This window comes from Patulibacter sp., from assembly GCF_030655195.1.
In the GTDB taxonomy this organism is placed as follows: Bacteria; Actinomycetota; Thermoleophilia; order Solirubrobacterales; family Solirubrobacteraceae; genus Patulibacter.
Genome location: NZ_JAURWA010000121.1, coordinates 1 through 20799, shown reverse-complemented (window position 1 = coordinate 20799; position 20799 = coordinate 1). Strand labels below are relative to the sequence as shown.

The following is a 20799-nucleotide window of genomic DNA, read 5'->3' as shown; positions in this document are numbered from 1 at the left end:
CGGCGGGCGGGCACAGGGGACGTGCCCGGCGGGCGGGCGCGGCGGCCGTGCACGGCGGCCGCCCGAGGCGCGCGTCGGCCCGGGCCGACATCCGGCCTGCTCCCGGGCGCTGACCACGTCGCCGACTACGCTGCGGGGGTGAGCGCGGGCGAGCCCTTCCTCCCCGGCGCGGACGGACCCGCCGGGCCCGGCGCCGTCCTCGAGGCGCTGCTGGCCAGCGTCGCCGACGCGATCTACGTCGTCGACCACGAGGGCCGCGTCCGCTTCGCCAACCCCGCCGCGCTCGAGGTGCTCGGCGTCGCGGAGGCGGACCTCCTCGGCCGGCCCAGCCACGCGACGATCCACCACCACCGCCCGGACGGCACCCCGTTCCCGGAGGAGCAGTGCCCGCTCCTGCGCCCGCGCACCTCCGGTGAGACCGTCCGGGTGACCGACGACTGGTTCGTCCGCGGCGACGGGTCGTTCGTGCCCGTCTCGTACTCCTCCGCACCGCTGGCGACCGCCGGGGGTCGCGGCGCGGTCGTCGTCTTCCGGGACGAGACCGAGCGCCGGCGGGCCGAGGAGGCCCGGCGCCGGGAGGACGTCGAACGGGCGCGGGCCGACGCCGTCGCCGCGTCCCGCGCGCGCATCGTCGAGGCCGCCGACGCCGAGCGCCGGCGGATCGGCCGCGACCTGCACGACGGCGCGCAGCAGCGCCTGATGTCCGTCGCGCTGACGGTGCAGCACGGGCTCGCCGACCTGGGACGGGACCCGGAGGCGGCGCGGGCGACGCTGGAGCTGGCCGTCGCCGAGGCGCGCGGGGCGATCGGCGAGCTGCGCGAGCTCGTCGCCGGCATCCACCCGACGATCCTCACCAGCCGCGGGCTGACCGCCGCCGTCGAGTCGCTGACCGCCCGCTCCCCCGTGCTCGTCACGACGTCGGTCCCGGAGCGCCGACGGCCGGCGCGGGTGGAGGCGACGGCGTACTTCGTGGTCGCCGAGGCCCTGGCCAACGTCGCCCGGCACGCCGGCGCGACCCGGGCGCGCGTCGAGGTGACCGAGGACGACGACGCCCTGCGGGTCGTGGTCGCCGACGACGGCCGCGGCGGCGCGGACCCCCGCGCCGGGTCCGGGCTGCAGGGCCTCCGCGACCGGGTCGAGGCGGTCGGCGGCACGTTCGCCGTCGCGGACGGTCCGGCCGGCGGCACGGTCGTGACGGCCGGGCTCCCGCTCGGGGAGCCGGGCACCGCGGGCCCCGGCGAGCCGGGCGCCGCTGGTCCCGGCGGGCGGGCCACCGCCGGGTGAGGGACCATCGACGGCGGGCGACCCCGCCGCGACCCCACGTCCCGGTCAGCCGGCCCGGAGGAACGCCAGGACGGCCAGCACCCGGCGGTGCTCGGTCGGCTCCCCGCCCAGCCCGAGCTTCTGGAAGATCCGGGTGGCGTGCTTCTCGACCGCCGGATCGCCGACGGACAGCGCCTCGGCGATGCCGCGGTTGGAGCGGCCCTCCGCCATCAGGCCGAGGACGTCGAGCTCGCGCGGGGTGAGCGCGGCGAGCGGGTCACCGTCGCGGGGCCGGCCGACCATCCGGCCCACGACGTCGGGATCCAGCGCCGACCCGCCCGCGGCGACGCGCCGGACGGCGGCGACGAACGAGTCGACGTCCATCACGCGGTCCTTCAGCAGGTAGCCGACGCGACGGGCGTCGTCCCCGACGAGCTCGAGGGCGAAGCGCTCCTCGAGGAACTGCGACAGCACGAGCACCGCGACGTCGGGCAGCTCCTCCCGGATCCGGACGGCGGCGCGGAGCCCGTCGTCGGTGTGGTCCGGCGGCATCTGGACGTCGACGATCGCGACGTCCGGGCGGTGCGCGCGGACCTTGCGCAGCAGGTCCACGGCGTCGCCGGCCTGGGCCACGACCTCCATCCCCGCGTCCTCCAGCAGGCGGGCGATCCCCGACCGCAGGAGCACCTGGTCCTCGGCGATCAGCACCCGCAGCGACGTCATGGACGCCGCCCTAGCCTGCCGGATCGGCCGGCTGGCGCTCGACCTGCTCCGCCGCCCAGGAGCTGAGGAAGAGCAGGCCCTGGTGCGACGGCGAGCCGGGCTCGGCGGAGTAGATCGTGAGGTGCTGCTCGGGATCCGTCGGGCAGGTCAGGGTCTGCCAGTCCAGCGTCAGGTCGCCCGCGACGGCGTGGCGGAAGCGCTTCGTCCCGCTGCCGTGGCTCTGGACGTGCCGGGCCGCCCAGCGCTCACGGAAGTCCGGGTGCTTCATCGACAGGTCACCGACCAGCCCGGCCAGCTCCGGGTCGTCCGGGAACCGCCCGGCCTCCAGGCGCAGCGTCGCGACGCACGAGCGGACCACGGCGTCCCAGTCCGGGAACAGCGCCTCGATCCGCGGGTCGGTGAAGATCATCCGGACGTAGTTGCGCTGCGCCTCGGGGATCGCCCCGAAGTCCGCGATGAGCGCGGCCGCCTGGCGGTTCCATCCCAGGATCTGCAGGTGGCGCCCGAGGACCATCGCCGGCCACTCCGTCAGGCCGTCGAGGACCCGGCGCATCTGCGGGTCCAGGCGCTGCGGGGCACGGCGGCGGGGACGCGCGACGCTCGGCCGGCCGGCGAGCTCCCTCAGGTAGGCGTTCTGCGTCTCGTCGAGCCCGAGGACCCGGCCGATCGCCTCCAGCACCGGCCCGGAGACGCTGATCCGGCCCTGCTCGATCCGCGCGTAGTAGTCCGTGCTGATCGCGACGAGCTGCGCGACCTCCTCACGGCGCAGGCCCGGGACCCGCCGCGGCGTCCCGGTGTCGGCCAGCCCCACGGCCTGCGGGGTCAGCTCGGCGCGGCGCGCCCTGAGGAACGCGCCGAGCTCGTCGCGGTTGGCGTCGCCGTCGCTCACCCGCCCAGTGTCCCACCCTGCCCCGGTCGCCTGCGGGGGACGGATCACTCCCCGGGAGCGATCGATCCGCGGAACGGATCCGCCTCTCCTCCCCCGCGCCGGTCCCTGTCACCGTGTCGGTCCGAGGGGGTCGGCGCGGCCGCCCTGCGGCCGGGACGTCTCCACTGGGTAGGAGACGGACGACGCCGGGCCGGCCGTCGTCGCAGCGCCCCTCGCGCTCGAGCCCCGACGGCCCCGCACCGCGACCGGTCGACCCCGACCGCGTGCGCCGCCGCCCCGGCCGACCCTCGCCCCACGCACCACAGGAGTTCCCGCATGACCACCACCGCCAGCGCCTACGGCGCCACGTCCGTCTCCGAGCCGCTCGAGCCGCTCACCATCGAGCGCCGCGAGCTCGGGGCCAAGGACGTCCACATCGACATCAAGTTCTGCGGCATCTGCCACTCGGACATCCACTTCGCCCGCGGCGAGTGGGGCGAGATCGAGTACCCGTTGGTCCCCGGCCACGAGATCGCCGGTGTCGTCCAGGCGGTCGGCCCCGAGGTGACGAAGTTCCAGGTCGGCGACCGCGTCGGCGTCGGCTGCATGGTCAACTCCTGCGGCGAGTGCTCCGCCTGCCAGAAGGGCGAGGAGCAGTACTGCATCCCCGGCTCGACCCAGACCTACGGCATGAAGGACGAGGACGGGACCGTCACGCAGGGCGGCTACTCCAGCGACGTCGTCGTCGTCGAGGACTTCGTCCTCTCGATCCCGGACGGCATCGAGCTCGACAAGGCCGCGCCGCTGCTCTGCGCCGGCATCACGACCTACTCGCCGCTGCACCACTGGAAGGCCGGGCCGGGCAAGAAGGTCGCGGTCGTCGGCATGGGCGGCCTGGGTCACATGGCCGTCAAGATCGCCGACGCCATGGGCGCCGAGGTCACCGTCCTCTCGCGCACGCTGAGCAAGGAGGAGGACGGCAAGAAGCTCGGTGCCGACCACTACTACGCCACCGAGGACGACGCGACGTTCAAGGAGCTCAAGGGCACCTTCGACCTGATCATCAACACGGTCAGCGCGAAGATCGAGATCGACAAGTTCCTCGGGCTGCTCGCCATCGACGGCACCGTGGTCAACGTCGGTGCGCCGCCGGAGCAGCTGCCGGTCAACGCCTTCAACCTGATCGGCGGCCGCAAGTCGTTCGCCGGCTCGATGATCGGCGGCATCGCCGAGACGCAGCAGATGCTCGACTTCTGCGCCGAGAAGGGCATCACGCCCGAGATCGAGATCGTCGGCGCCGACGGCATCAACGACGCGTGGGAGCGCGTCCTGAAGTCCGACGTCCGCTACCGCTTCGTCATCGACAGCTCGACGCTCGCGCAGGCCTGACGCGTCGGGCCCCGGCGGGGGCCCTCGTAGTCTCGGGGGCATGACCCGAGGCTTCACCCACGTCGACGGCGACCAGCGGATCGTGTTCGGGCCCGACGCCCTGGACGCGGCCGCCGAGCTCGTGCCCGACGGCTACGCGCTGCTGACGACGGCCCGCGCGTCGCGGTCGGCACCGGCGTTCGCCGAGCGCGCCGCCGTCGTCGTCGAGGTGCCCGCGGGCGCGGTCGACGTCGTCGCCGCCGGCCTGCGGGACGCCCACGGCGGGCGGCGCCTCGTCGCCCTGGGCGGCGGGCGCGTCGTCGACGTCGCCAAGGCGCTGGCCGCGGCCGACGGCCTGCCGGGCCCGGTCGCGGTGCCAACCTCGCTGTCGGGTGCCGAGATGACCGGGGTCCACCGCCACGCCCGCGGCGTCCCGGCGGACACCCCGCGCTCCCGCGCGTCGCTCGTCCTCAACGCCCCGTCCCTGAGCGCGTCGCAGCCCACCGAGGATCTGGCCGCCAGCTCCGGCAACGCCCTCGGCCACGCCGTGACCGCCGCGTCGAGCCCGCGATCCGGGCCGCTCGCCCGGGCGGTCGCCCGCGAGGCCATCGACCACCTGGGCCGCGCGTGGTCCGGGGAGGAGCCCGACCGCGACGAGGTCGCGCTCGGGGCGCTCCTGGCCGGCTGGTCGGTCGACCGCAGCGGCCTGGGTGTGCACCACGCCCTGGCGCAGACCGCGGTCCGGACCGCCGAGCTGTCCCACGCCGGGACCAACGTCGCGCTCCTGCCCCACACCGTGCGGGCCCTGCGCGAGCGCCTGCCGCGCGAGGTCGAGGCGGCCGGGGCGGCGCTGCCCGGCACCGTCGAGGACCTCGCCGGGGACCTCCACCGGCGGGCCGGGTCGCCCGGGCTGGGGGCGCTCGCGTCGGACGACGCCCTGCTCGACGAGGCCGTCGCGACCGCCGCCGGCCGCGCCGAGCTGCAGGACGTCCCGTCGCCCCTCACCGCGGACGACGTCCGGGAGCTCTACCTGCGGGCCGCCCGGGGCTGAGGCGACCTGGCGGACGGGCCGGGCCCGGGGCCGATCCGGGCGGCACGGGCGGGTCCCGCTCCCGCGCCGCGCCGTGGTCGTGGGACCCGGGAGGGACAGGTCGACGGCCGTCGTCCGGTTGACGCGCGGGCCTCCTGCGCCATACTGTTGCACCTGCAACTAGTGCGCCGCCGGGCGCCTGCCGACCCGAGAGTCCCCCGCCATGCGCAAGATCCAGACCCAGGGCGTCCACCACGTGACCGTGATGGGCGCCGACCGTCGGACGTCGATCGAGTTCTGGGAGGGCCTCCTGGGCATGCCGTTCGTCTTCGAGCAGCCCAACCTCGACCGGGACGAGGAGAGCCATCTCTACTTCGATCCGGGCGACGGCCGGCTGATCACCGTCTTCACCCGCGAGGACCGCACGGCAGACCGCGACCGCGGGGCGCCCGGACCGGGCGAGCTGCACCACCTGGCGCTCGCGGTCTCGCAGGCGACCTACGCCCAGACCGTCGAGCGCCTCGACGAGCGCGGCATCAAGCACAGCGGTCACAAGGACCGCGGGTTCATGGACTCGATCTACTTCAAGGACCCGCTCGGGATGCTGATCGAGCTGGCGTCCTACCGGTTCGAGCCGCCCGTCGGCCACACCCACACCGACGTCCTCTTCGAGGCGCACCTGCTGCGCGTCGGGCGCGGCGACCGGGCGATCGCCCCGATCCACGTCGCCGACGCGATCGAGGCCCTCGTCCTGCGCTCGCAGCGGTCGCTGTCGGACGACCGCACGGCGCAGGCGGCCTACCCGCAGGACTGAGGACCGGGCGGGGCGGCTCTACGATCCGCCGATGACCGCTCCCCCACCCCGGACCGCCGACCACGGCCGGCGGTTCGACCGTCCCGAGGTCGCGGCGGAGCACCTGCGCGAACGGGTCTACGGCACCGTCACGGTCCTCGCCTCGATCGTCACGCTGCTGCGGCCCGAGGTCCACGGCGACGCGGTCGGCGCCGCCGTCACCGTGGTGGTCGCCGTCACGGCGCTCTGGGGGGCGAGCCTGTTCGCCGACCTGACCGCGCACCTCGCCGTCCACCAGGCGTGGCCCCGCCGGGCGGACGTCCGGTCGCTGCTGTCGAGCCACGCGCAGATCCTCGCGGTGGCGGTCCTGCCGACGATCCTCGTCCTCAGCACCGAGACCGGCTGGTGGGAGCTGCCGACCGCACTGGGCTGGGCGGCCGGCGGGCAGGTCCTGACGCTCGCGCTCGTCGGGCTGCTGGCCGTGCGCGGGACCCGCATCCCGTTCTGGGGGAAGGTCTTCGTCGTCGGTGCCGAGGTCGCGCTGGGACTCGCGGTGGTCGGGATCAAGCTGCTCGGGCACTGACGAGGCCGCCGGACCGCCGGCGCGCGCCACCCGCCCGGTCCGGATCGGGGCCGGCCGAGGCCCGCCCACGGCGCGCCGAGACTCCCAGGCTCCTCCCAGGGAGTTCTTCGGCTGCTCCGAGACGCGCGCGGCATCCTGGTCCGATGATCCGTTCCTTCAAGACCAAGACCGTCGCGATCGCGGCGGTGGGGCTCCTGACCCTCGGCGGCGGGGCGTACGCCGCGACGAGCTCCCAGGCCCCGACCCCGTTGACGGGCGGCGTCACCGACAAGGCCGCCGACGCGGTCGTCGCGAAGTACCCCGACAGCACCCTGGTCGGCATCGAGAGCCGTCCGGACGGCACGTTCGAGGCCCGCGTCCGCAAGGCCGACGGCGCCCAGGTCGGCGTCACGCTCGACAAGGACTTCAAGGTCACCGCCACCCGCGAGGGCGGCTTCGGGCCGGGCGGTCGCGGTGGCGGTCCCGGCGGCTTCGGCGGCCACGGCCACGGGGGTCCGGGGCGCGGCGTGGACGTCGCGGCGCTCGCCAAGACGCTCGGCGTCACCGAGACGAAGCTGCAGGCCGCGATCGAGAAGGTCCGCCCCGCCGAGGGCGACCGCAGGGACGAGCGCGTCGGCGCGATCGCCAAGGCCCTCGGGGCGAGCCAGGCCGACGTCGCGTCCGTCCTGCAGGAGCAGCGCGGCGACCGCGGGCGACGCGGTCCGGGCGGCCCCGGCGGCGGTCCGCGCGGCGACGACTCCGCCCTGGTCACGGCGCTGGCGAAGAAGACCGGCACGTCCGAGGCCGACGTGCGCACGGCCCTGAAGGCCGCCCGTCCCGACAGGGACGACCGGTTCGACGAGCTCTCCGCCGCCCTGGCGAAGGAGCTGGGCCTGGACGCCGCGAAGGTGAAGGCGGCGCTGGAGGCCGCGCGTCCGACGCCCCCGGCCGGGCGTCCGTAGCACCCCACGGGCGTAGGGTCCGGGCCGCATCGCCGGACCTGCGCACCGGGTCGGTGCCGCGGCGCCGCACGTCCGTGCGGGAGGGCCACGGCGCCGACCGCTCTACGCTCCATGGATGAACGTCGCGGACATCGCCGGTCGCCTCCCGCTCCCGCAGGACGTGCGCCGGCGGCTGCCGGTGCCCACCCAGCAGATCGCCGTCGTGCGCCTGGAGGGCGTCATCACCCCCGCCGGCGCGGGCTCGCGGCGTCGGGGCGGCATCACGCTCGAGGGTCTCGAGTCGACCCTGAAGAAGGCGTTCGACCTGCCGGGCCTGAAGGCCGTGGCGTTGTCGATCAGCTCGCCCGGCGGCGCACCGACGCAGTCCGCCCTCGTCGCCGACCGCATCCGCGGCCTGGCCGCCGAGCACGAGGTGCCGGTCATCGCGTTCTGCGAGGACGTCGCGGCGTCCGGCGGCTACTGGCTCGCCTGCGCCGCGGACGAGATCATCGCCCATCCCACGTCGCTGGTCGGGTCGATCGGCGTCGTCTCCGGCGGCTTCGGGCTGCACGAGGCGATCGGTCGCTACGGCATCGAGCGCCGCCTGCACACCGCCGGCGACAACAAGGCGCGCCTCGATCCGTTCCAGCCCGAGCAGCCCGAGGACGTCGCGTGGCTGCGCGGCGAGCTCGAGCAGCTCCACGGCCTGTTCACCGACTGGGTCCGCGAGCGCCGCGGCGACCGGCTGACCGGCGACGAGTCGACCCTCTTCAGCGGCGAGGTGTGGACCGGTGGTCGCGCGAAGGACCTCGGCCTCATCGACGGCCTCGGCACCCTGCGCGGCGTCCTCGGCGCCCGCTGGCCCGAGGCGAAGATCGTGTCGATCTCCCCCAACCGCAACCCGGTCGGCGCGGTCCTCGGGATGCTCTCGGGCGCCTCGGCGGCGGAGAGCGCGACGGTCCCGGCGATGCTCCGCGCCCTCGAGGACCGGGCCGCCTGGGCGCGCTTCGGGCTGTAGCGGCGCTTGCGGACCGCGCGTTCGGGGAAGCCGCATCCTCGATGTCGGACGAGACGGTGACGGCCCACTTCCACGGAGGCCCCTTCGACGGCGGGTCCCTGCCCGTCGCCGAGGCCGACGTGCACGACCTGGTGGCGCTCGAGCCGGGAGCGGACGGTCCGCGCCTCAGCGGCCCGCTCGCCGAGGGCGACGACCACGACGGGCGCGACGTCTACCGCCTGTCCCCCGCGGCGAGCGGGCTCGAGGGGGACGTGGAGTACGCGTACGAGGCACCGCTCGAGGCGGACTGAGGGCGGCGGACGGGCGGACGCCGACGAGCGCGACGTCCCGCGGGCGTCGCGTCAGTCCCGCCCGGGACGCAGGCCGGCCAGCGCCGCGACGCCGGAGAGGCAGAGGACGACGCCCACGGGGCCGGCGACACCGTCGCCCAGCACGCCGGTCACGAGGGGAACGCCGACGGCGACGGCGGCCGACCCACCGGCGAGACGCCAGGTCCGGGGAGACGCCCATCGTCGGTCCTGTGGGGGCCGGTACGCACGGGGCCGGCCGCCGTCGGCGCCCGGGGCCGTCGAAGCGGGCGCCCCGGGACCGTCGATGACGGCACCCCGATCGTCGACCCACCGCCCGGTGCCGACCTCCGGACACGCGGCGTGCACCGCCCGCCGGACGGGCTCGAAGTCGGCCGGGTGGCCGCGGTACATCGCGTCCGAGAGGCCCACGTCCAGCTCGACCCGACCGTCCGCCCACAGGGCGTCGTACCGCACGAACCGCCGCGGGCGCCGACGCCACCGCGACGGCCGGACCGATGCCGCCGCGCGCACCGCGGAGGGGCTTTCGCGGTCGCTCACGCCCTGATCGTCACAGACGCGTGCCCCGCGGACGACGTCCCGTGCCGGGCCGGGTGGCCCGCCCGTCACAGGTTCGTCCTCCTGACACGGTCGTTCCCGTGCAGACTGACGGCATGGCCGGAGACGACGACGACCCCACACCGCCGCCACGGAAGAGCACCTCGCTGGACGAGAGCGACAAGTCCGAGCTGGAGAACCTCGCCGCCGGGATCGTCCTCGTCATCGGCGCGGGGCTCCTCGCAGCAGGGGGCGACGCGGTCGCGGGCGACACCGGAGCGGTGGTGGGCATCGTGCTCGCCTTCGTCCTCGCCGTGGTCTGGGTGATCTACGGGGCCCGCCACTAGGGCCGACCGGCGCAGCACCGGCGGTCGCCCCGGGCGTGGGCTCCGACGGGGAGGCGCCGCGCAGGGTCAGCCCCGCGGGGGGCCGCCGTCGGCACGTGCCCAGTGCGCGACGAGCGCCCGACGCTGGAGCGTCGCCGCCCGCCGGTCGTAGGCCCGTCCGTTCCGGTCGATCTCGTCCATCGACAGGCCGGTCGGCTCGGGCAGACGTCGCGCACCGTCGACGATGGTCCCCCGCAGGTCCCGGCACAGCGACCGGAAGCCCCGGTCCAGCGAGTCGAGCAGGACGGCGTCGCCGGCCAGGCACAGCCGCGTCGGCGGCGGCGAGCGCAGCAGCGCCGCCCGCAGATCCCGCTGCGTCGCGAAGACGGCCCTCGTCAGCCCGGCGCCGGCGGCGTCGTCGCAGAAGTAGGACACGCGCGTGGTCGCCTCGCGCCACCCCGCGACCTCCGGGTTGCGGGACGGGTCCGTCGTCGTCGTACCGCGGCCGCCGCACTGCGCCTCGAGCGTGCGCCGTTCCGTCGCCGCCTCACCGTCGCCGCGGACGACGAGCACCAGCGCACCACCGACGGCCAGCACGACGACGGCGAGCACGACGATCGTCCCCCGCCGGCGTCGCTCGAGCGCGCGCCGCAGGACGAGGGAGAGGGATCGGCGGATGGATGGGGGCCCCGACGCCATGCGGGGAGTATCGCCGCCGCCGGACGACGTCCCCCGGACGGGCTCAGGCCTTCGGGACGAGGACCTGCGCGTGGGCGCCGCTCGCGAAGCGCTGCTCGCGCACCAGTTCGAGCTTCAGGTGCTCCTCGAGATCGGCGAACGGGCTGCGTCCGGTGCCGATCGCGAGCGGGATCCGGGTGAGCTGGAACTCGTCGACGAGGCCGAGCCGGGTCAGCGCCCCGGCGAGCGTCGGCCCGCCGTGGACCAGGACGGTGCCCGCGTCGTCGCGGGCCTTGAGCTCCGCGATGCCGGCGCCGAGGTCGCGGAAGACCTCGACCGGACCCCAGTCGGCCTGCTCGAGGCCGGTGGAGAACACCGCCTTCGGCTTCCCGTTCATCGACGTCGCGACCGGACCCTCCGACGCCTGCCAGTGCGGGGCCATGATCTCGTAGCTCCGCCGCCCCATGGCGTGGGTCCCGGCCTCGTCGAGCGCCCGCTGGTTCCACCCGTCGTCGTCGCCGAAGTACTCGAACATCCAGTCGTGGGTCCCGTCGAGGCTGGTCGCGAAGCCGTCGAAGGACAGCACCATCTTGAGGACGACCCTGCGTGGCTCCATGTCCCTGAGACGCCCGGGGACGACGGAACTCATCGCGGAGCGCTCCCGTCGGCGGGCGTCACAGGCCGGGTCGGCCGGCGATCGTCAGCAGGTGGGCCACGCGGTCGAGCTCCGACGCCGCGCCCGCGATGTAGCGGTCGGCGGCCTCGTCGAGCGCGGCGATGTCACGCGGACCGGCGGCGTCGAGGCGACCGACACCCCGCGGCAGCGTGGGCTCCAACCGGACCACGTGGACGTCGGTGGCCCCGCCGTCGCCCTCCGGACCGGCACCGAGCGTCGCGGCCACGAGGTCCATCAGGCCCTCGGCGCGGGACTGCGATCCGCGGGCGGTCCCGGTCCCCAGCGAGACGACGAGCCCCGGCCCCGACCCGCGAAGGCGCCGGACCGCCGCCTGCGTCGGATCCTTCGCCCACAGCCCGCCGTCGACCAGCCGCGCACCACCCACGACGACGGGCGGGAAGTACCCCGGGAGCGCCGCGCTGGCCAGCACGGCGTCCGCCAGCGGGGGATCGCCGGCGGACCGGGCCCCGTCCGCGCTGTCGAGGACGACGGGGGTGCGCCGATCGATGTCCGCGGCCGTCAGGAGCAGGCGCCGCCGGGCGTCCGGCAGTCGCACGTCGCCGACGGCGCACTCCACCACCTCGCGCAGGCGGCCCTGGGCCTGCCGGTCGCCGCCGAGCGAGACGCGGACGCCGGCCCCGAAGACCCGTGGACCCATCTCGCGGTAGCGGGCGGCGAGCTCCTCCGCGGGCGCCGGCGTCGCGGCGCCGAGCGTCCCCGCCACGAGCAGCGCACCGGTCGACGTTCCCGCTCCGGAGGCGAACAGCTCCGCCGCCGGGGCGCCCATCCGGCGCTCGATCTCCTGCAGCAGGCGCGCGGCGAGCAGGCCGCGCATGCCGCCCCCGTCGATGCTGAGGAGCGGCCAGACGGGTGCGGGCGACGTCACGTCCGGTGTCTACCCCGGGCGGCCACCGGGCACGAGGTCGCGGGCGAGCCGGCCGGGCCCCCGCCCGTCAGCCGTTCGGCGCGATCGCGAAGACCCGCGCCGGGAATCCCGAGCCCTCCTCGGGCTTCGGCCACGTCGCCACCACGATCGCGCCGGTCGCCGGCACGTCCCCGAGGTTCGCCAGCAGCTCGATCTGCCAGCGGTCCGCACCGAGGACGTAGGTCTCGGCCGGGGCGGTACCTGCGGAGACCACCGCGCCCGGGTCGGTGTCCGTGGTGTCGTGGCCGATCGCGACGACGCCGCGCTCCTCCACCAGCAGGCGCAGCGCGTCGACGCCCCAGCCGGGGAAGTGCGCGAGCCCGTCGTCGCCCCGGCCGGCCATCGCCTCGCCGTCGGGCCAGCGCGCGTCCCACCCCCATCGCGCGGCGACGAACGCCCCGTCGGGGATCCGGCCGTGCTCGGCCTCGTGCGCGGTGACGTCCTCCGGCGTCACGGCGTGGTCGACGTCGGCGGCGGCCTGCGCGCGGAGGTCCAGGACGACGAGCGGCAGCACCATCTCGGTGACCGGCAGCTCGTCGAGGAAGCGTCCGCCGCGGGTGAAGTGCGCGGGCGGGTCGCAGTGCGTGCCCCACTGGCCGATGTGGGAGTAGCGGTGGGCGAGGAAGCCCGATCCGTCGGTCCCGACGCCCTCGTCGAAGTGGAACAGCGTCGTGCGCTCCTCGTCCGGGAACGCGTGGTAGTGCGGGATCCCGGGCCCGAACGCGTGGGTCAGGTCGACCCAGCGGTGGGTGCGCAGCTGCGTGAGGAGCTCGGTCGGCGAGAGGGCGTCCATCGGCGGATGATGGCCGAGGCGCCGGTCGGGTCCCGTCCGTCGAGCGGGGCGGCCCATCGCCGGACGTCGGCGGGCGGCCCGAGGGCTGGACGCGTGGTCGAGGAACGGCGCCGCAGGCGGCTCCCGCCCCGCCGGCGACCCCTACTGTCGATCGACATGCCCGTCCGACCAGTCGCCCCGGCCCGCCGCGCGCCGATCGTCCTCGCGCTGCTGGCCCTCGTCCTGCTCCTCGGGGTCGCGCCGAGCGCCCACGCGCGTCCGCAGACCGGGGTGGCCAGCGGGGTCTACGCGGACCGCGGGGACGCGCGACGCCTGGCGGCCGTCGGCGCGTCGTGGACCTACGACTGGTCCGCCGAGAGCCCGTTGCGCAGCTCGCGGGTCGAGTTCGTGCCGATGCTGTGGGGCGCCGGGAGCGTCACCGACGCCGCGATCGACCGGCTGTCGACGGATCGCCGGTCGGGGCGGGCGCGCCACCTGCTCGGCTTCAACGAGCCCGACCTCGGCGGCCAGGCGAACATGAGCCCCGCCGAGGCGATCCGCCTGTGGCCGCGGCTCGAGGCGACCGGCCTGCGACTGGGCAGCCCAGCGGTGGCGAGCATCCACACGCCCTCGCAGTCCGACCGGTCGAAGACGTGGCTGGACGACTTCATGGGTCGTGCGACGGCGCAGGGCCGACGCGTGGACTTCATCGCGCTGCACTTCTACGGCGACCCCACCGATCCGGGCACGGTGCGCTGGATCGAGCGCGACATCCGCAGCGTCCGCGCGCGGTGGGGCCTGCCGATCTGGGTGACCGAGACCGGCTCCCTGCAGACGTGGAAGTGGCAGGGCGCCCGGCCCCACGCCCGCCCGACCCCTGCCCGCATGCGCGCGCACCTCCGCCGGACGAAGCGGATGCTCGACCGCCTGCCCTACGTCGAGCGCTGGGCCTGGTTCATGGACCGCTGCGCCGGCGACTGCTCCCCGTCGTCGCTCTACGACGCGGGCGGGAGGCGGACGGCGCTCGGGCGCCAGCTCGCCCGGGTCGCCCGCTGACGGGCGGCGGGCGGCGGAGGCGTTCCCCTAGTAGAGGTTGTCCGACAGCAGGCCCAGGAGCCGCGCCACCGGATAGCCGAGGATCGCGAAGATCATGCCGCCGCCCGCCAGGACGAGGTAGTCGCCCGTCAGGCGACCAGGGGCGGGGCCGTCCGGCCGGGCGGAGATGCGGACCGCGACGTTGCAGAGGACGACCACCGCGGCGCCCGCGAGCAGGGCGAGGCCCCAGGTGCTCGCGGCGGAGTGCGAGGGGGCCACGATCAGGACGGCCAGGAACGCGGCGCCGGTGGCCAGGGCGCCGACGATGCGGACGCGGCGGACCGAACGGGCCGCGGCCTTCTCGACCCACTCCTCGAGCTCGAGGTCCGCGTCGGAGGGCGTCGTGGTGCTGTCCGCGGCGGTCACCCCGCAAGGGTACGGGCCGCGGCCCGCCGCACGCGGCCCTCGCGGGCTCGCCGGGCGGCGCACCCCCGCGCGCGGAGCGCGGACCGGCTCCCGCCGGGCGCCCGAGACGGTGACCGTGCCCTCCGCCGCCCCGGCGACCACCGCCGGGCCCGAGGTCCCGGCGGGGCGGCCGCGCTACGCCTGCAGCCGCTTGAACATCAGCTGCTGGACCGCCGTGGTCACGCCGGCGGGGCTGTCCTTCGCGTGGAACGAGAACGTGACCTCCCCCACCGGGTTCCAGCCCTCCCGGCCCAGCTGCGCGATGCGGCGCTCGGCCTCGAGCACCACCTCGATCGTCTTCTCCTCGCCCAGCCAGAGCTCGACGTAGGTGAACTCCCAGGCAGGCATGCGTGCACCGTAGTCGTCGGCGGCGACCCGCGACGCGGGCCCTAGTCGATCCCCGTGCCGCCGGCCTCTCGCGGGCGCGTCGTCCGGCGGACCATCAGGACGGTCGCCCGGCCGCGGCCGAGGTCGTCGGCCAGCGCCCGCCACACCCGCAGCCGCGGATGCCGGTCGGTCGACGTGCCGCCCGAGGCGAACCGGTCGCGCTCCGCCCGCTCCGCCAGCGCGGCGGTCGCGGGACCCAGCTCGCGCAGGCGGGGTCCGAGCGCCGCGAGCGTCGTGGCCGGGCCGACGGGGCCGGGGACGAGGCGCGCGAGCAGCTCGCCGACGGGGACCGCCGCCGGAACGTCCTGCAGGTGCCGCGTGCGCCGGCGCACGAAGACCCCGGCGGCCACCGCCGCGGCGAGGACGGGGATCAGGAGCACCCCGGGACCGCCACCGTCGCCCGTGCCGCTCGCGGACCCGGGAGGGGCGAAGACGTCGACCTCGGCCGCGACCGTGGCCTCGGCGTCGGCCGGGGTCGGGTTGAACGGGATCCAGCCGTAGCCCGGGAAGTAGACCTCGATCCACGCATGGGCGTCCTCGTCCCGCACGGCGTAGCGGCCCTCGCCGTCGGAGGTGCCGGTGGCGAAGCCCGTGACCACGCGGGTGGGCACGCCCGCGAACCGCAGCAGCATCGCCGCCGCGCCCGCGAACTGCTGGCAGTAGCCCGCGCGGGTGTCCAGGAGGAAGTCGAAGAGCGGCTGCGAGCCCGCCGGCGGCACGTCGGTCGTGTAGGTGAAGCGGCCCTCGTCGACGAGGTAGGACTGCACGCGCCGGACGATCTCCAGCTGCGAGTTCGTCGTCCCGCGGAGCCGCTTGGCGAGCTGCAGGACCTCGACGAAGCGGTTCGCGCCGTAGGAGCCGCGGAACCGCAGGCGGTCCAGGTAGTCGATCGCGGGCCGCGTGGGCCGACGGCCGTAGCCGCGGCTGGGCCACGTCTCGATGTACTGCGCGTACTGCGGCCCCTCCGCGACGGGCACGTCGCGCAGCTGGTCGGCGGTCGCGCGGACGACCTCGGAGCGCACGCGATAGCGGTCGCCCTTCTCGGGGGCGCGGCGGAGCTGACGCGCCTCGCCGATGTCCTGCTCGATCGCCCCGCCGCCGTCGACCGCCTCCACGCGGCCGGGCGCGGCGACCAGCCGGTTGCGCAGCCCGACGACCTCGACGGTGCTGCGGACCTCCTCGGCCGCGGGCTGGGGCAGGTCCGGGGTCGTGCGCATCTCGACGCGCCAGCGGCCGTTGAACCGCTCGAGCACCTGCATCCGCCAGAGCGCCGGCTCCGGCGAGGTGATCTCGAGCATCGTCTGGCCGGTGCGGCGGTCGCCGAGCGGGCCGTAGCTCTGCGTCGTGTCCAGCCGCGAGAACTGCGGCTTGCGGCCCGGAGCGTCGACGAACGGGATCCACTGCTCCTTCGGACCGACGGCCTGGGCCAGCACGGCGGCCAGCACCGCGACCCCGACGGTGGCCGGGACGACCGCGGTGAGCCGGCCACGCGCGGCCCACAGCACGCCGCACCCGAGCAGGACGGCGCCCGGCCACGCGGCGTCGGGGGTCTGCTCGAGCGCCAGCGCCCACACCAGCGGCAACGCCGGCAGGACGATCGCGATCAGGCCGGCGACGCGGCCGCGCCGGGTGGCCAGCAGCGCCGAGGCGCACCACGTCAGGCCCGTGAGGAGCAGGGCGGCCGCCAGCGGCCACGGGTCGGCGACGACGGCGCCGCGGGCGGGAACGGTCAGGGCGTCGAGCCCGTTGAAGAGCGAGACCGCCGCGTTGTCCAGGCCGCCCGGACGCAGCTCGCGGGCGGGGACGCCCGCCAGGAGGGGGCCGACGGGCAGCCAGACCACCGCGCCGACGACGGCCAGGCGCGCGGGCAGCACGCGGGCCGTCACGAGGACGGCGAGCAGCACGACCGGGCCGGCCCACAGCAGGCCCGCGCCCAGCACCGACCACCAGGCGATCGCCGAGGCGGCCGCGAGCAGGACGAGCGCCACGGCGCGGCCGCGCGCCGGCTCCTGCCGGCCGGCCGCGGACACGGCGGCGCGACGGGGGCGCCGGGCAGCGGCGGTGGAGGCTCCCGCGCTCACGCGGCGGCCTCCCAGACCTCGAGCGGCACGACGCCGTGGGGCAGCGGGCCCTCGGGCGTGCCGCCGTCGGGCGCGAGCGCGGCGCGGACGTGCAGGGCCCCGTGATCGTCGCCGGCGGGGACCCGTGCGGGCGTGTCGGCCTCGAGCGCGGCGAGCCTGCGGTGCACCGCGGGCCAGTGCCCGACGGGGTCCGAGACGGTGCTCGGCGTGCGGTCCCCGGGCAGCAGCACGCGGCAGCCCCCGGTGCGCAGCAGCGCCTGGACGTGCCCCGCGGCGGTCCGCATCGCCCAGTGGACGTCCTCGTCCTCCTCGGTGCCGGCGGTGTCGACCACGACGAGGGGCAGGCGGTCCCGAGCCGTGACGAACGCCCGCTCCTGCAGCTCTCCCCCGCGCGCGGCCGACGCCCAGTGGATCCGGCTCATCGACGTGCCGGGGACGTAGGAGCGCAGGCCGTCGGGCTCCGGATCGCCGACGGGGTCCGCGCCGCCGCGCCGGGCGCCCTCGGGCGTCGGAGCGGGCTGCGGCAGCACGAGGACCGACGCGGGGCGTCCCGCCCGGGCGGGACGCGAGAAGAGGCCGAGGTCGTCGCGGACCCGCAGCCGGGTCGCGTCGAGCACGTGCGGACCGGGACGGTCGATGACCAAGGAGGTGCTGCCGCCGCCGGGACCGAGCACCCACCAGCCGCCGTCGGCGCCGAGCACCTCGACGTGCACGGGCAGGCCGCGCAGGCCGGCGACGGCGTAGCGCAGCGCGACCGGGCGGTTCTCGAGCACCTCGTGCCGGTCGATCGTGCGGTCGACCCGCAGGCGGCGCGCGCCGACGGCCACCGCGATCCCGCTGGCGACGTAGAGGACCAGGACGCCGAGCGCGAGGCCGAACAGCGCGAGCGAGCCCAGGGCCGCGCCGCCGAAGCCGCAGACCAGCGGGAACGCGACCAGCGCGAAGCGACGCCTCACCGGGCGGGGACCTGGCGCAGGACGTCGGCGACGACCTCGAGCCCGGCCTCGGGCGGCGCGGCGGCGACGGCCTGCACGCGGTGGGCGAGGACCGCGGGCGCGAGCGCCTGCACGTCGTCGGGAAGGACGAAGTCCCGGCCCAGGAGCGCGGCACGGGCGCGGGCGGCACCGAGCAGCTGCAACCCGGAGCGCGGGCTGGCGCCGGCCTCGGCGAGCGGGTGCTCGCGGGTGCCGCGCAGCACGGCGACGACGTAGCGCAGCAGCAGGTCGCTGGCGTCGATCCGGTCGACCCCGGCCTGTGCGGCGAGCAGCTGCCGCAGGCTGCCGGTCGGGGCGGTCGGGGGCTCGGGGTCCTCGCGCAGGAGCGCGGCCTCCTGCTCGGCCGTCGGGTAGCCGAGCGAGACGCGGGCGAGGAAGCGGTCCAGCTGCGCGGGCGGCAGCGGGTAGGTCCCGTCGTAGCCCTCCGTCGGGTTCTGCGTGGCGATCACCATGAACGGGCGCTCGAGCGGGTGCGACTGCCCGTCGACGGTGACCTGGCGCTCCTGCATCGCCTCGAGCAGCCCGGACTGCGTCTTCGGCGTCGCGCGGTTGAGCTCGTCGACGAGCACGACGTTGGCGAAGACCGGGCCGGGGTGGAACTGGAACGCCCCGGTGGCCGCGTGCCAGATCGTGGCGCCGAGGATGTCCGTCGGCAGCAGGTCGACCGTGGCCTGCACTCGCGAGAACCGCCCGGCGACGCTGCCGGCGATCGAGCGCGCCAGCTGGGTCTTGCCGACGCCCGGTCGGTCCTCGAGCAGGAGGTGGCCGCGGGCCAGGAGCGCGGCGAGGGCGACGTCGAGGACGTCGTCCCGGATCAGCATGCCCTGACGGATCCCGTGACGCAGGCGGTCGCCGAACTGGGCGATGCCGTCCGACGTCAGCGGGGCGACCTGCTCGTCCGCCGGTGGCAGCGCCGTCTCCAGGGCGACCGCAGGACGCAGCCGTTCAGGATCACGTTCCGCAGAGGCGCCGATGCCCATCACCCCATTGATACTGACGCAGGACGATCAGGGCGCCGTAAGGCCTCAATGTCCATCGGGGATTCCGACGATCCGGCGGGGTCCCGCGCGTCGTCGGTGACGCCGGCCGCTCGGCCGCGGCGGTCCGGCGCTCGGTCGGGCGCTCGGTCGGGGCGGCGTCGGTCACCGGTCCGCGGAGCGGACGGACCGCCCGCCGGCGGCGCGGGCGCGGGCGAGCAGTCCGACGGCCCGGACGGCGCCGACGTCGCGCCGCAGCGCACGCCAGACCCGCAGGCGCGGGTGGCGGTCGGCGACCGGTGCGTCGCCGGACCAGCGGGCGCGCTCGACCCGGTCGGCGAGGGCCACGACCTCCGGACCGATCAGGGCCAGACGCGGGCGCAGGCCCGCCATGGTCGTCGCCGGCCCGATCGGCCCGGGGACCAGGCCGGCGAGGACCTCGGCCGTCGGGGTCGCCGTCGCAGGATCCGCCGCGCGCCGTCGGCGGGCGTGCAGGACGCCGGCCGTGCCAAGAAGGAGGACGGGCACCAGCAGGATCGCGGCACCGGGCCCGCCTCCGGCCGCGCCGGACGGCGCGGCGGCGGCGAGGGCGTCCACGGACCCGTCCACCCGGGCGTCGGTGTCGGCGGGCGTGGGGTCGAAGGGCACCCACCCGAACCCCTCGAAGTACACCTCGATCCAGGCGTGGGCGTCGCGGTCGCGGACGACGTAGGTGCCGTCGCCGGAGGCCTCCCCGGTCGCGAACCCCGTCACCACCCGGGTCGGGACGCCCGCCATCCGCAGCAGCGCCGCAGCGCCCCCGGCGAACTGCTGGCAATAGCCCGAGCGCCGGTGCAGGAGGAAGTCGTAGAGCGGCTGCGGACCGGCCTCGGGGACGTCGGTCGTGTACCGGAACCGCTCGGGGTCCAGCAGGTACGCCCGGACGCGACGGACGAGCTCCAGCTGCGTCCGTGCGCCCCGGGTGAGATCCGTCGCGATGCGCAGCACCCGCTGGAAGTCGGTGGCCTCGTCGCCGCGGGCGATCCCCTCGATCAGCTCGATCGCGGGACGTCCGTTGCGGCGGATCTCGCCGTCGCCCCAGATCCGGGTCCAGTCCGCGTACTCGCCCGGCTCGGGCATCGGCACCCGGGAGAGCTGCGCCGCGGTCGCCCGGACGACCTCGGCCCGGACGCGCAGCACGTCGCCCTCGCGCGGCTCGTCGTCGAGCCGTCGCGCCTCGCCGTCCTCCCGGACGACGTCGCGTCCCTCGACGCCGACGATCCGCCCCGGCGCGGGCACCAGCTCGTCGCGCAGCCCCGCGTACCGCACGGTCGTCTCGGTGGTCAGGGCGGCCGGCTGGGGCAGCTCGGGACGCTCACGCAGGCGCACGGACCAGCCGTTGCTGAACCGCTCGAGGACCTGCATGCGCCAGAGGCCGGGTGCGGGCGCCGTCAGCTCGGCCATCGTGCGCCCCGTCCTCCGGTCCGGCAGCGGGCCGTAGCCCTGCGTCGTGTCCAGGCGCGTGAACTGCGGCGGCCGGCCCGCGGCGTCGACGAAGGGCAGCCACTGCTCCTCGGGGCCCACCGCCTGTCCCCCGACGGCCGCCGCCGCGGCGACCACGGCGGTCAGCGGCGCGAGCGTGCGCAGGCGCCCGCGGGCGATCCAGAGGACGGCCGCCGCCAGCAGCACGGCTCCGGGCCACGCCGCATCGGCGACGTGCTCCAGCGCCAGCGCCGCGACCAGCGGGAGGGCCGCCAGGACGAGGGCGAGCGTCGTCGCCGCGCGCTCGCGCCGACGGGACAGGACCGCGGCGACGGTCCAGAGCACGCCGGTGACCAGCACCGCGGCGGCGCGCGCCCACCCGTCGTCGGACGCCACGCCGCCCGCGGGGTCGGCCAGGCTGCGGAGACCGTCCAGCAGCGACGCGGCGCCGTCGTCCCACGCCCGGGGGGCGAGCGCGGACAGGGGCACCCCGCCGAGGAGGGCCGCGACCGGCAGCCACGCGACGAGGAGCGCGGCGGCCGTCCGGGCGCGGACCGCGCCGGCCGCCACGAGCACCGCGAGCGCGGTCGCGGGGAGCGTCGCCGCCGAC

23 protein-coding genes are annotated in these 20799 nt (G+C 76.4%); 10 read left to right on the top strand and 13 right to left on the bottom strand.

The window, feature by feature from the left end:
- Positions 1 to 138: 138 nt before the first annotated feature.
- On the top strand, positions 139 to 1284 hold the full coding sequence (locus tag Q7T67_RS13495) for a histidine kinase (protein ID WP_304790384.1): 1146 nt from the start codon (positions 139 to 141) through the stop codon (positions 1282 to 1284).
- Between the two features lie 45 nt (positions 1285 to 1329).
- On the opposite strand, the gene Q7T67_RS13490 is transcribed toward Q7T67_RS13495, so the two are convergent.
- Both Q7T67_RS13490 and Q7T67_RS13485 read right to left on the bottom strand, forming a co-directional pair.
- Positions 1330 to 1986, bottom strand: a complete 657-nt coding sequence (locus Q7T67_RS13490) for a response regulator transcription factor (protein WP_304790379.1) — start codon at positions 1984 to 1986, stop codon at positions 1330 to 1332.
- Positions 1987 to 1996: 10 nt separating this feature from the next.
- Positions 1997 to 2875: a helix-turn-helix domain-containing protein gene (locus tag Q7T67_RS13485; RefSeq protein ID WP_304790375.1), complete on the bottom strand. Its 879-nt coding sequence runs from the start codon at positions 2873 to 2875 to the stop codon at positions 1997 to 1999.
- Between the two features lie 315 nt (positions 2876 to 3190).
- Between Q7T67_RS13485 and Q7T67_RS13480 the strand changes: the two genes are divergently transcribed.
- The 7 genes from Q7T67_RS13480 to Q7T67_RS13450 all read left to right on the top strand — a co-directional run bounded on the left by Q7T67_RS13480 (position 3191) and on the right by Q7T67_RS13450 (position 8856).
- Positions 3191 to 4243 (top strand): NAD(P)-dependent alcohol dehydrogenase, encoded by a 1053-nt coding sequence (locus Q7T67_RS13480; protein WP_304790372.1) that lies wholly within the window; start codon positions 3191 to 3193, stop codon positions 4241 to 4243.
- A 40-nt stretch (positions 4244 to 4283) separates the two neighbouring features.
- Positions 4284 to 5273 (top strand): iron-containing alcohol dehydrogenase, encoded by a 990-nt coding sequence (locus tag Q7T67_RS13475; RefSeq protein WP_304790369.1) that lies wholly within the window; start codon positions 4284 to 4286, stop codon positions 5271 to 5273.
- A 202-nt stretch (positions 5274 to 5475) separates the two neighbouring features.
- Positions 5476 to 6066: a VOC family protein gene (locus Q7T67_RS13470; RefSeq protein WP_304790366.1), complete on the top strand. Its 591-nt coding sequence runs from the start codon at positions 5476 to 5478 to the stop codon at positions 6064 to 6066.
- A gap of 31 nt (positions 6067 to 6097) precedes the next feature.
- Positions 6098 to 6628, top strand: a complete 531-nt coding sequence (locus Q7T67_RS13465; RefSeq protein WP_304790364.1) for a hypothetical protein — start codon at positions 6098 to 6100, stop codon at positions 6626 to 6628.
- A 143-nt stretch (positions 6629 to 6771) separates the two neighbouring features.
- The gene (locus Q7T67_RS13460; RefSeq protein WP_304790361.1) at positions 6772 to 7569 is read left to right on the top strand and encodes a hypothetical protein; all 798 of its coding nucleotides are present in this window, start codon (positions 6772 to 6774) and stop codon (positions 7567 to 7569) included.
- A gap of 115 nt (positions 7570 to 7684) precedes the next feature.
- Positions 7685 to 8566, top strand: a complete 882-nt coding sequence (locus tag Q7T67_RS13455; RefSeq protein WP_304790358.1) for a S49 family peptidase — start codon at positions 7685 to 7687, stop codon at positions 8564 to 8566.
- 41 nt (positions 8567 to 8607) lie between these two features.
- Positions 8608 to 8856: a hypothetical protein gene (locus Q7T67_RS13450; protein WP_304790355.1), complete on the top strand. Its 249-nt coding sequence runs from the start codon at positions 8608 to 8610 to the stop codon at positions 8854 to 8856.
- A gap of 51 nt (positions 8857 to 8907) precedes the next feature.
- On the opposite strand, the gene Q7T67_RS13445 is transcribed toward Q7T67_RS13450, so the two are convergent.
- Positions 8908 to 9414, bottom strand: coding sequence for a hypothetical protein (locus Q7T67_RS13445; RefSeq protein ID WP_304790352.1), 507 nt, complete (start codon positions 9412 to 9414; stop codon positions 8908 to 8910).
- 113 nt (positions 9415 to 9527) lie between these two features.
- Here Q7T67_RS13445 and Q7T67_RS13440 point away from each other — a divergent pair, with 113 nt between their 5' ends.
- Positions 9528 to 9758, top strand: a complete 231-nt coding sequence (locus Q7T67_RS13440; protein WP_304790350.1) for a hypothetical protein — start codon at positions 9528 to 9530, stop codon at positions 9756 to 9758.
- 66 nt (positions 9759 to 9824) lie between these two features.
- Here Q7T67_RS13440 and Q7T67_RS13435 read toward each other — a convergent pair whose 3' ends face one another.
- The 4 genes from Q7T67_RS13435 to Q7T67_RS13420 all read right to left on the bottom strand — a co-directional run bounded on the left by Q7T67_RS13435 (position 9825) and on the right by Q7T67_RS13420 (position 12809).
- Entirely contained in the window at positions 9825 to 10436 is a 612-nt protein-coding gene (locus Q7T67_RS13435; protein ID WP_304790347.1) for a hypothetical protein, read from the bottom strand.
- A gap of 43 nt (positions 10437 to 10479) precedes the next feature.
- Entirely contained in the window at positions 10480 to 11064 is a 585-nt protein-coding gene (locus Q7T67_RS13430; RefSeq protein ID WP_304790344.1) for a dihydrofolate reductase family protein, read from the bottom strand.
- 25 nt (positions 11065 to 11089) lie between these two features.
- Positions 11090 to 11977 carry a patatin-like phospholipase family protein gene (locus Q7T67_RS13425; RefSeq protein WP_304790342.1) on the bottom strand — a complete coding sequence of 296 codons (888 nt, stop codon included), beginning with the start codon at positions 11975 to 11977 and terminating at the stop codon, positions 11090 to 11092.
- Between the two features lie 67 nt (positions 11978 to 12044).
- Positions 12045 to 12809 carry a cyclase family protein gene (locus tag Q7T67_RS13420; protein ID WP_304790339.1) on the bottom strand — a complete coding sequence of 255 codons (765 nt, stop codon included), beginning with the start codon at positions 12807 to 12809 and terminating at the stop codon, positions 12045 to 12047.
- 156 nt (positions 12810 to 12965) lie between these two features.
- On the opposite strand from Q7T67_RS13420, the gene Q7T67_RS13415 reads away from it, so the two are divergent.
- A complete protein-coding gene (locus Q7T67_RS13415; protein WP_304790335.1) occupies positions 12966 to 13844 on the top strand; it encodes a glycosyl hydrolase in 879 nt (292 codons plus the stop codon).
- Between the two features lie 27 nt (positions 13845 to 13871).
- Here the strand turns inward: Q7T67_RS13415 and Q7T67_RS13410 are convergent, their stop codons facing one another.
- The 6 genes from Q7T67_RS13410 to Q7T67_RS13385 form a co-directional block, all read right to left on the bottom strand.
- Positions 13872 to 14249, bottom strand: a complete 378-nt coding sequence (locus Q7T67_RS13410; RefSeq protein WP_304790332.1) for a hypothetical protein — start codon at positions 14247 to 14249, stop codon at positions 13872 to 13874.
- A 174-nt stretch (positions 14250 to 14423) separates the two neighbouring features.
- On the bottom strand, positions 14424 to 14636 hold the full coding sequence (locus Q7T67_RS13405; RefSeq protein WP_304790330.1) for a hypothetical protein: 213 nt from the start codon (positions 14634 to 14636) through the stop codon (positions 14424 to 14426).
- A gap of 41 nt (positions 14637 to 14677) precedes the next feature.
- Positions 14678 to 16756, bottom strand: coding sequence for a transglutaminase domain-containing protein (locus Q7T67_RS13400; protein ID WP_304790327.1), 2079 nt, complete (start codon positions 16754 to 16756; stop codon positions 14678 to 14680).
- Positions 16753 to 17712, bottom strand: a complete 960-nt coding sequence (locus Q7T67_RS13395) for a DUF58 domain-containing protein (RefSeq protein ID WP_304790324.1) — start codon at positions 17710 to 17712, stop codon at positions 16753 to 16755. Before Q7T67_RS13395 ends, Q7T67_RS13400 begins: the two co-directional genes overlap by 4 nt.
- Positions 17709 to 18731 (bottom strand): MoxR family ATPase, encoded by a 1023-nt coding sequence (locus tag Q7T67_RS13390; protein ID WP_304790321.1) that lies wholly within the window; start codon positions 18729 to 18731, stop codon positions 17709 to 17711. Before Q7T67_RS13390 ends, Q7T67_RS13395 begins: the two co-directional genes overlap by 4 nt.
- Before the next feature lie 162 nt (positions 18732 to 18893).
- Positions 18894 to 20799 (bottom strand): transglutaminase family protein (locus Q7T67_RS13385; RefSeq protein ID WP_304790318.1); only part of this gene is annotated, 1906 nt, incomplete at its 5' end.

What these genes read in the sequence shown, in the direction of transcription:
- Q7T67_RS13460 (WP_304790361.1), top strand. Translation starts at nt 6,772, where the DNA reads ATGATCCGTTCCTTCAAGACCAAGACCGTCGCGATCGCGGCGGTGGGG.
- Q7T67_RS13420 (WP_304790339.1), bottom strand. Translation starts at nt 12,809, where the DNA reads ATGGACGCCCTCTCGCCGACCGAGCTCCTCACGCAGCTGCGCACCCAC.
- Q7T67_RS13465 (WP_304790364.1), top strand. Translation starts at nt 6,098, where the DNA reads ATGACCGCTCCCCCACCCCGGACCGCCGACCACGGCCGGCGGTTCGAC.
- Q7T67_RS13475 (WP_304790369.1), top strand. Translation starts at nt 4,284, where the DNA reads ATGACCCGAGGCTTCACCCACGTCGACGGCGACCAGCGGATCGTGTTC.
- Q7T67_RS13470 (WP_304790366.1), top strand. Translation starts at nt 5,476, where the DNA reads ATGCGCAAGATCCAGACCCAGGGCGTCCACCACGTGACCGTGATGGGC.
- Q7T67_RS13405 (WP_304790330.1), bottom strand. Translation starts at nt 14,636, where the DNA reads ATGCCTGCCTGGGAGTTCACCTACGTCGAGCTCTGGCTGGGCGAGGAG.
- Q7T67_RS13455 (WP_304790358.1), top strand. Translation starts at nt 7,685, where the DNA reads ATGAACGTCGCGGACATCGCCGGTCGCCTCCCGCTCCCGCAGGACGTG.
- Q7T67_RS13480 (WP_304790372.1), top strand. Translation starts at nt 3,191, where the DNA reads ATGACCACCACCGCCAGCGCCTACGGCGCCACGTCCGTCTCCGAGCCG.
- Q7T67_RS13450 (WP_304790355.1), top strand. Translation starts at nt 8,608, where the DNA reads ATGTCGGACGAGACGGTGACGGCCCACTTCCACGGAGGCCCCTTCGAC.
- Q7T67_RS13415 (WP_304790335.1), top strand. Translation starts at nt 12,966, where the DNA reads ATGCCCGTCCGACCAGTCGCCCCGGCCCGCCGCGCGCCGATCGTCCTC.
- Q7T67_RS13490 (WP_304790379.1), bottom strand. Translation starts at nt 1,986, where the DNA reads ATGACGTCGCTGCGGGTGCTGATCGCCGAGGACCAGGTGCTCCTGCGG.
- Q7T67_RS13440 (WP_304790350.1), top strand. Translation starts at nt 9,528, where the DNA reads ATGGCCGGAGACGACGACGACCCCACACCGCCGCCACGGAAGAGCACC.
- Q7T67_RS13435 (WP_304790347.1), bottom strand. Translation starts at nt 10,436, where the DNA reads ATGGCGTCGGGGCCCCCATCCATCCGCCGATCCCTCTCCCTCGTCCTG.
- Q7T67_RS13430 (WP_304790344.1), bottom strand. Translation starts at nt 11,064, where the DNA reads ATGAGTTCCGTCGTCCCCGGGCGTCTCAGGGACATGGAGCCACGCAGG.
- Q7T67_RS13390 (WP_304790321.1), bottom strand. Translation starts at nt 18,731, where the DNA reads ATGGGCATCGGCGCCTCTGCGGAACGTGATCCTGAACGGCTGCGTCCT.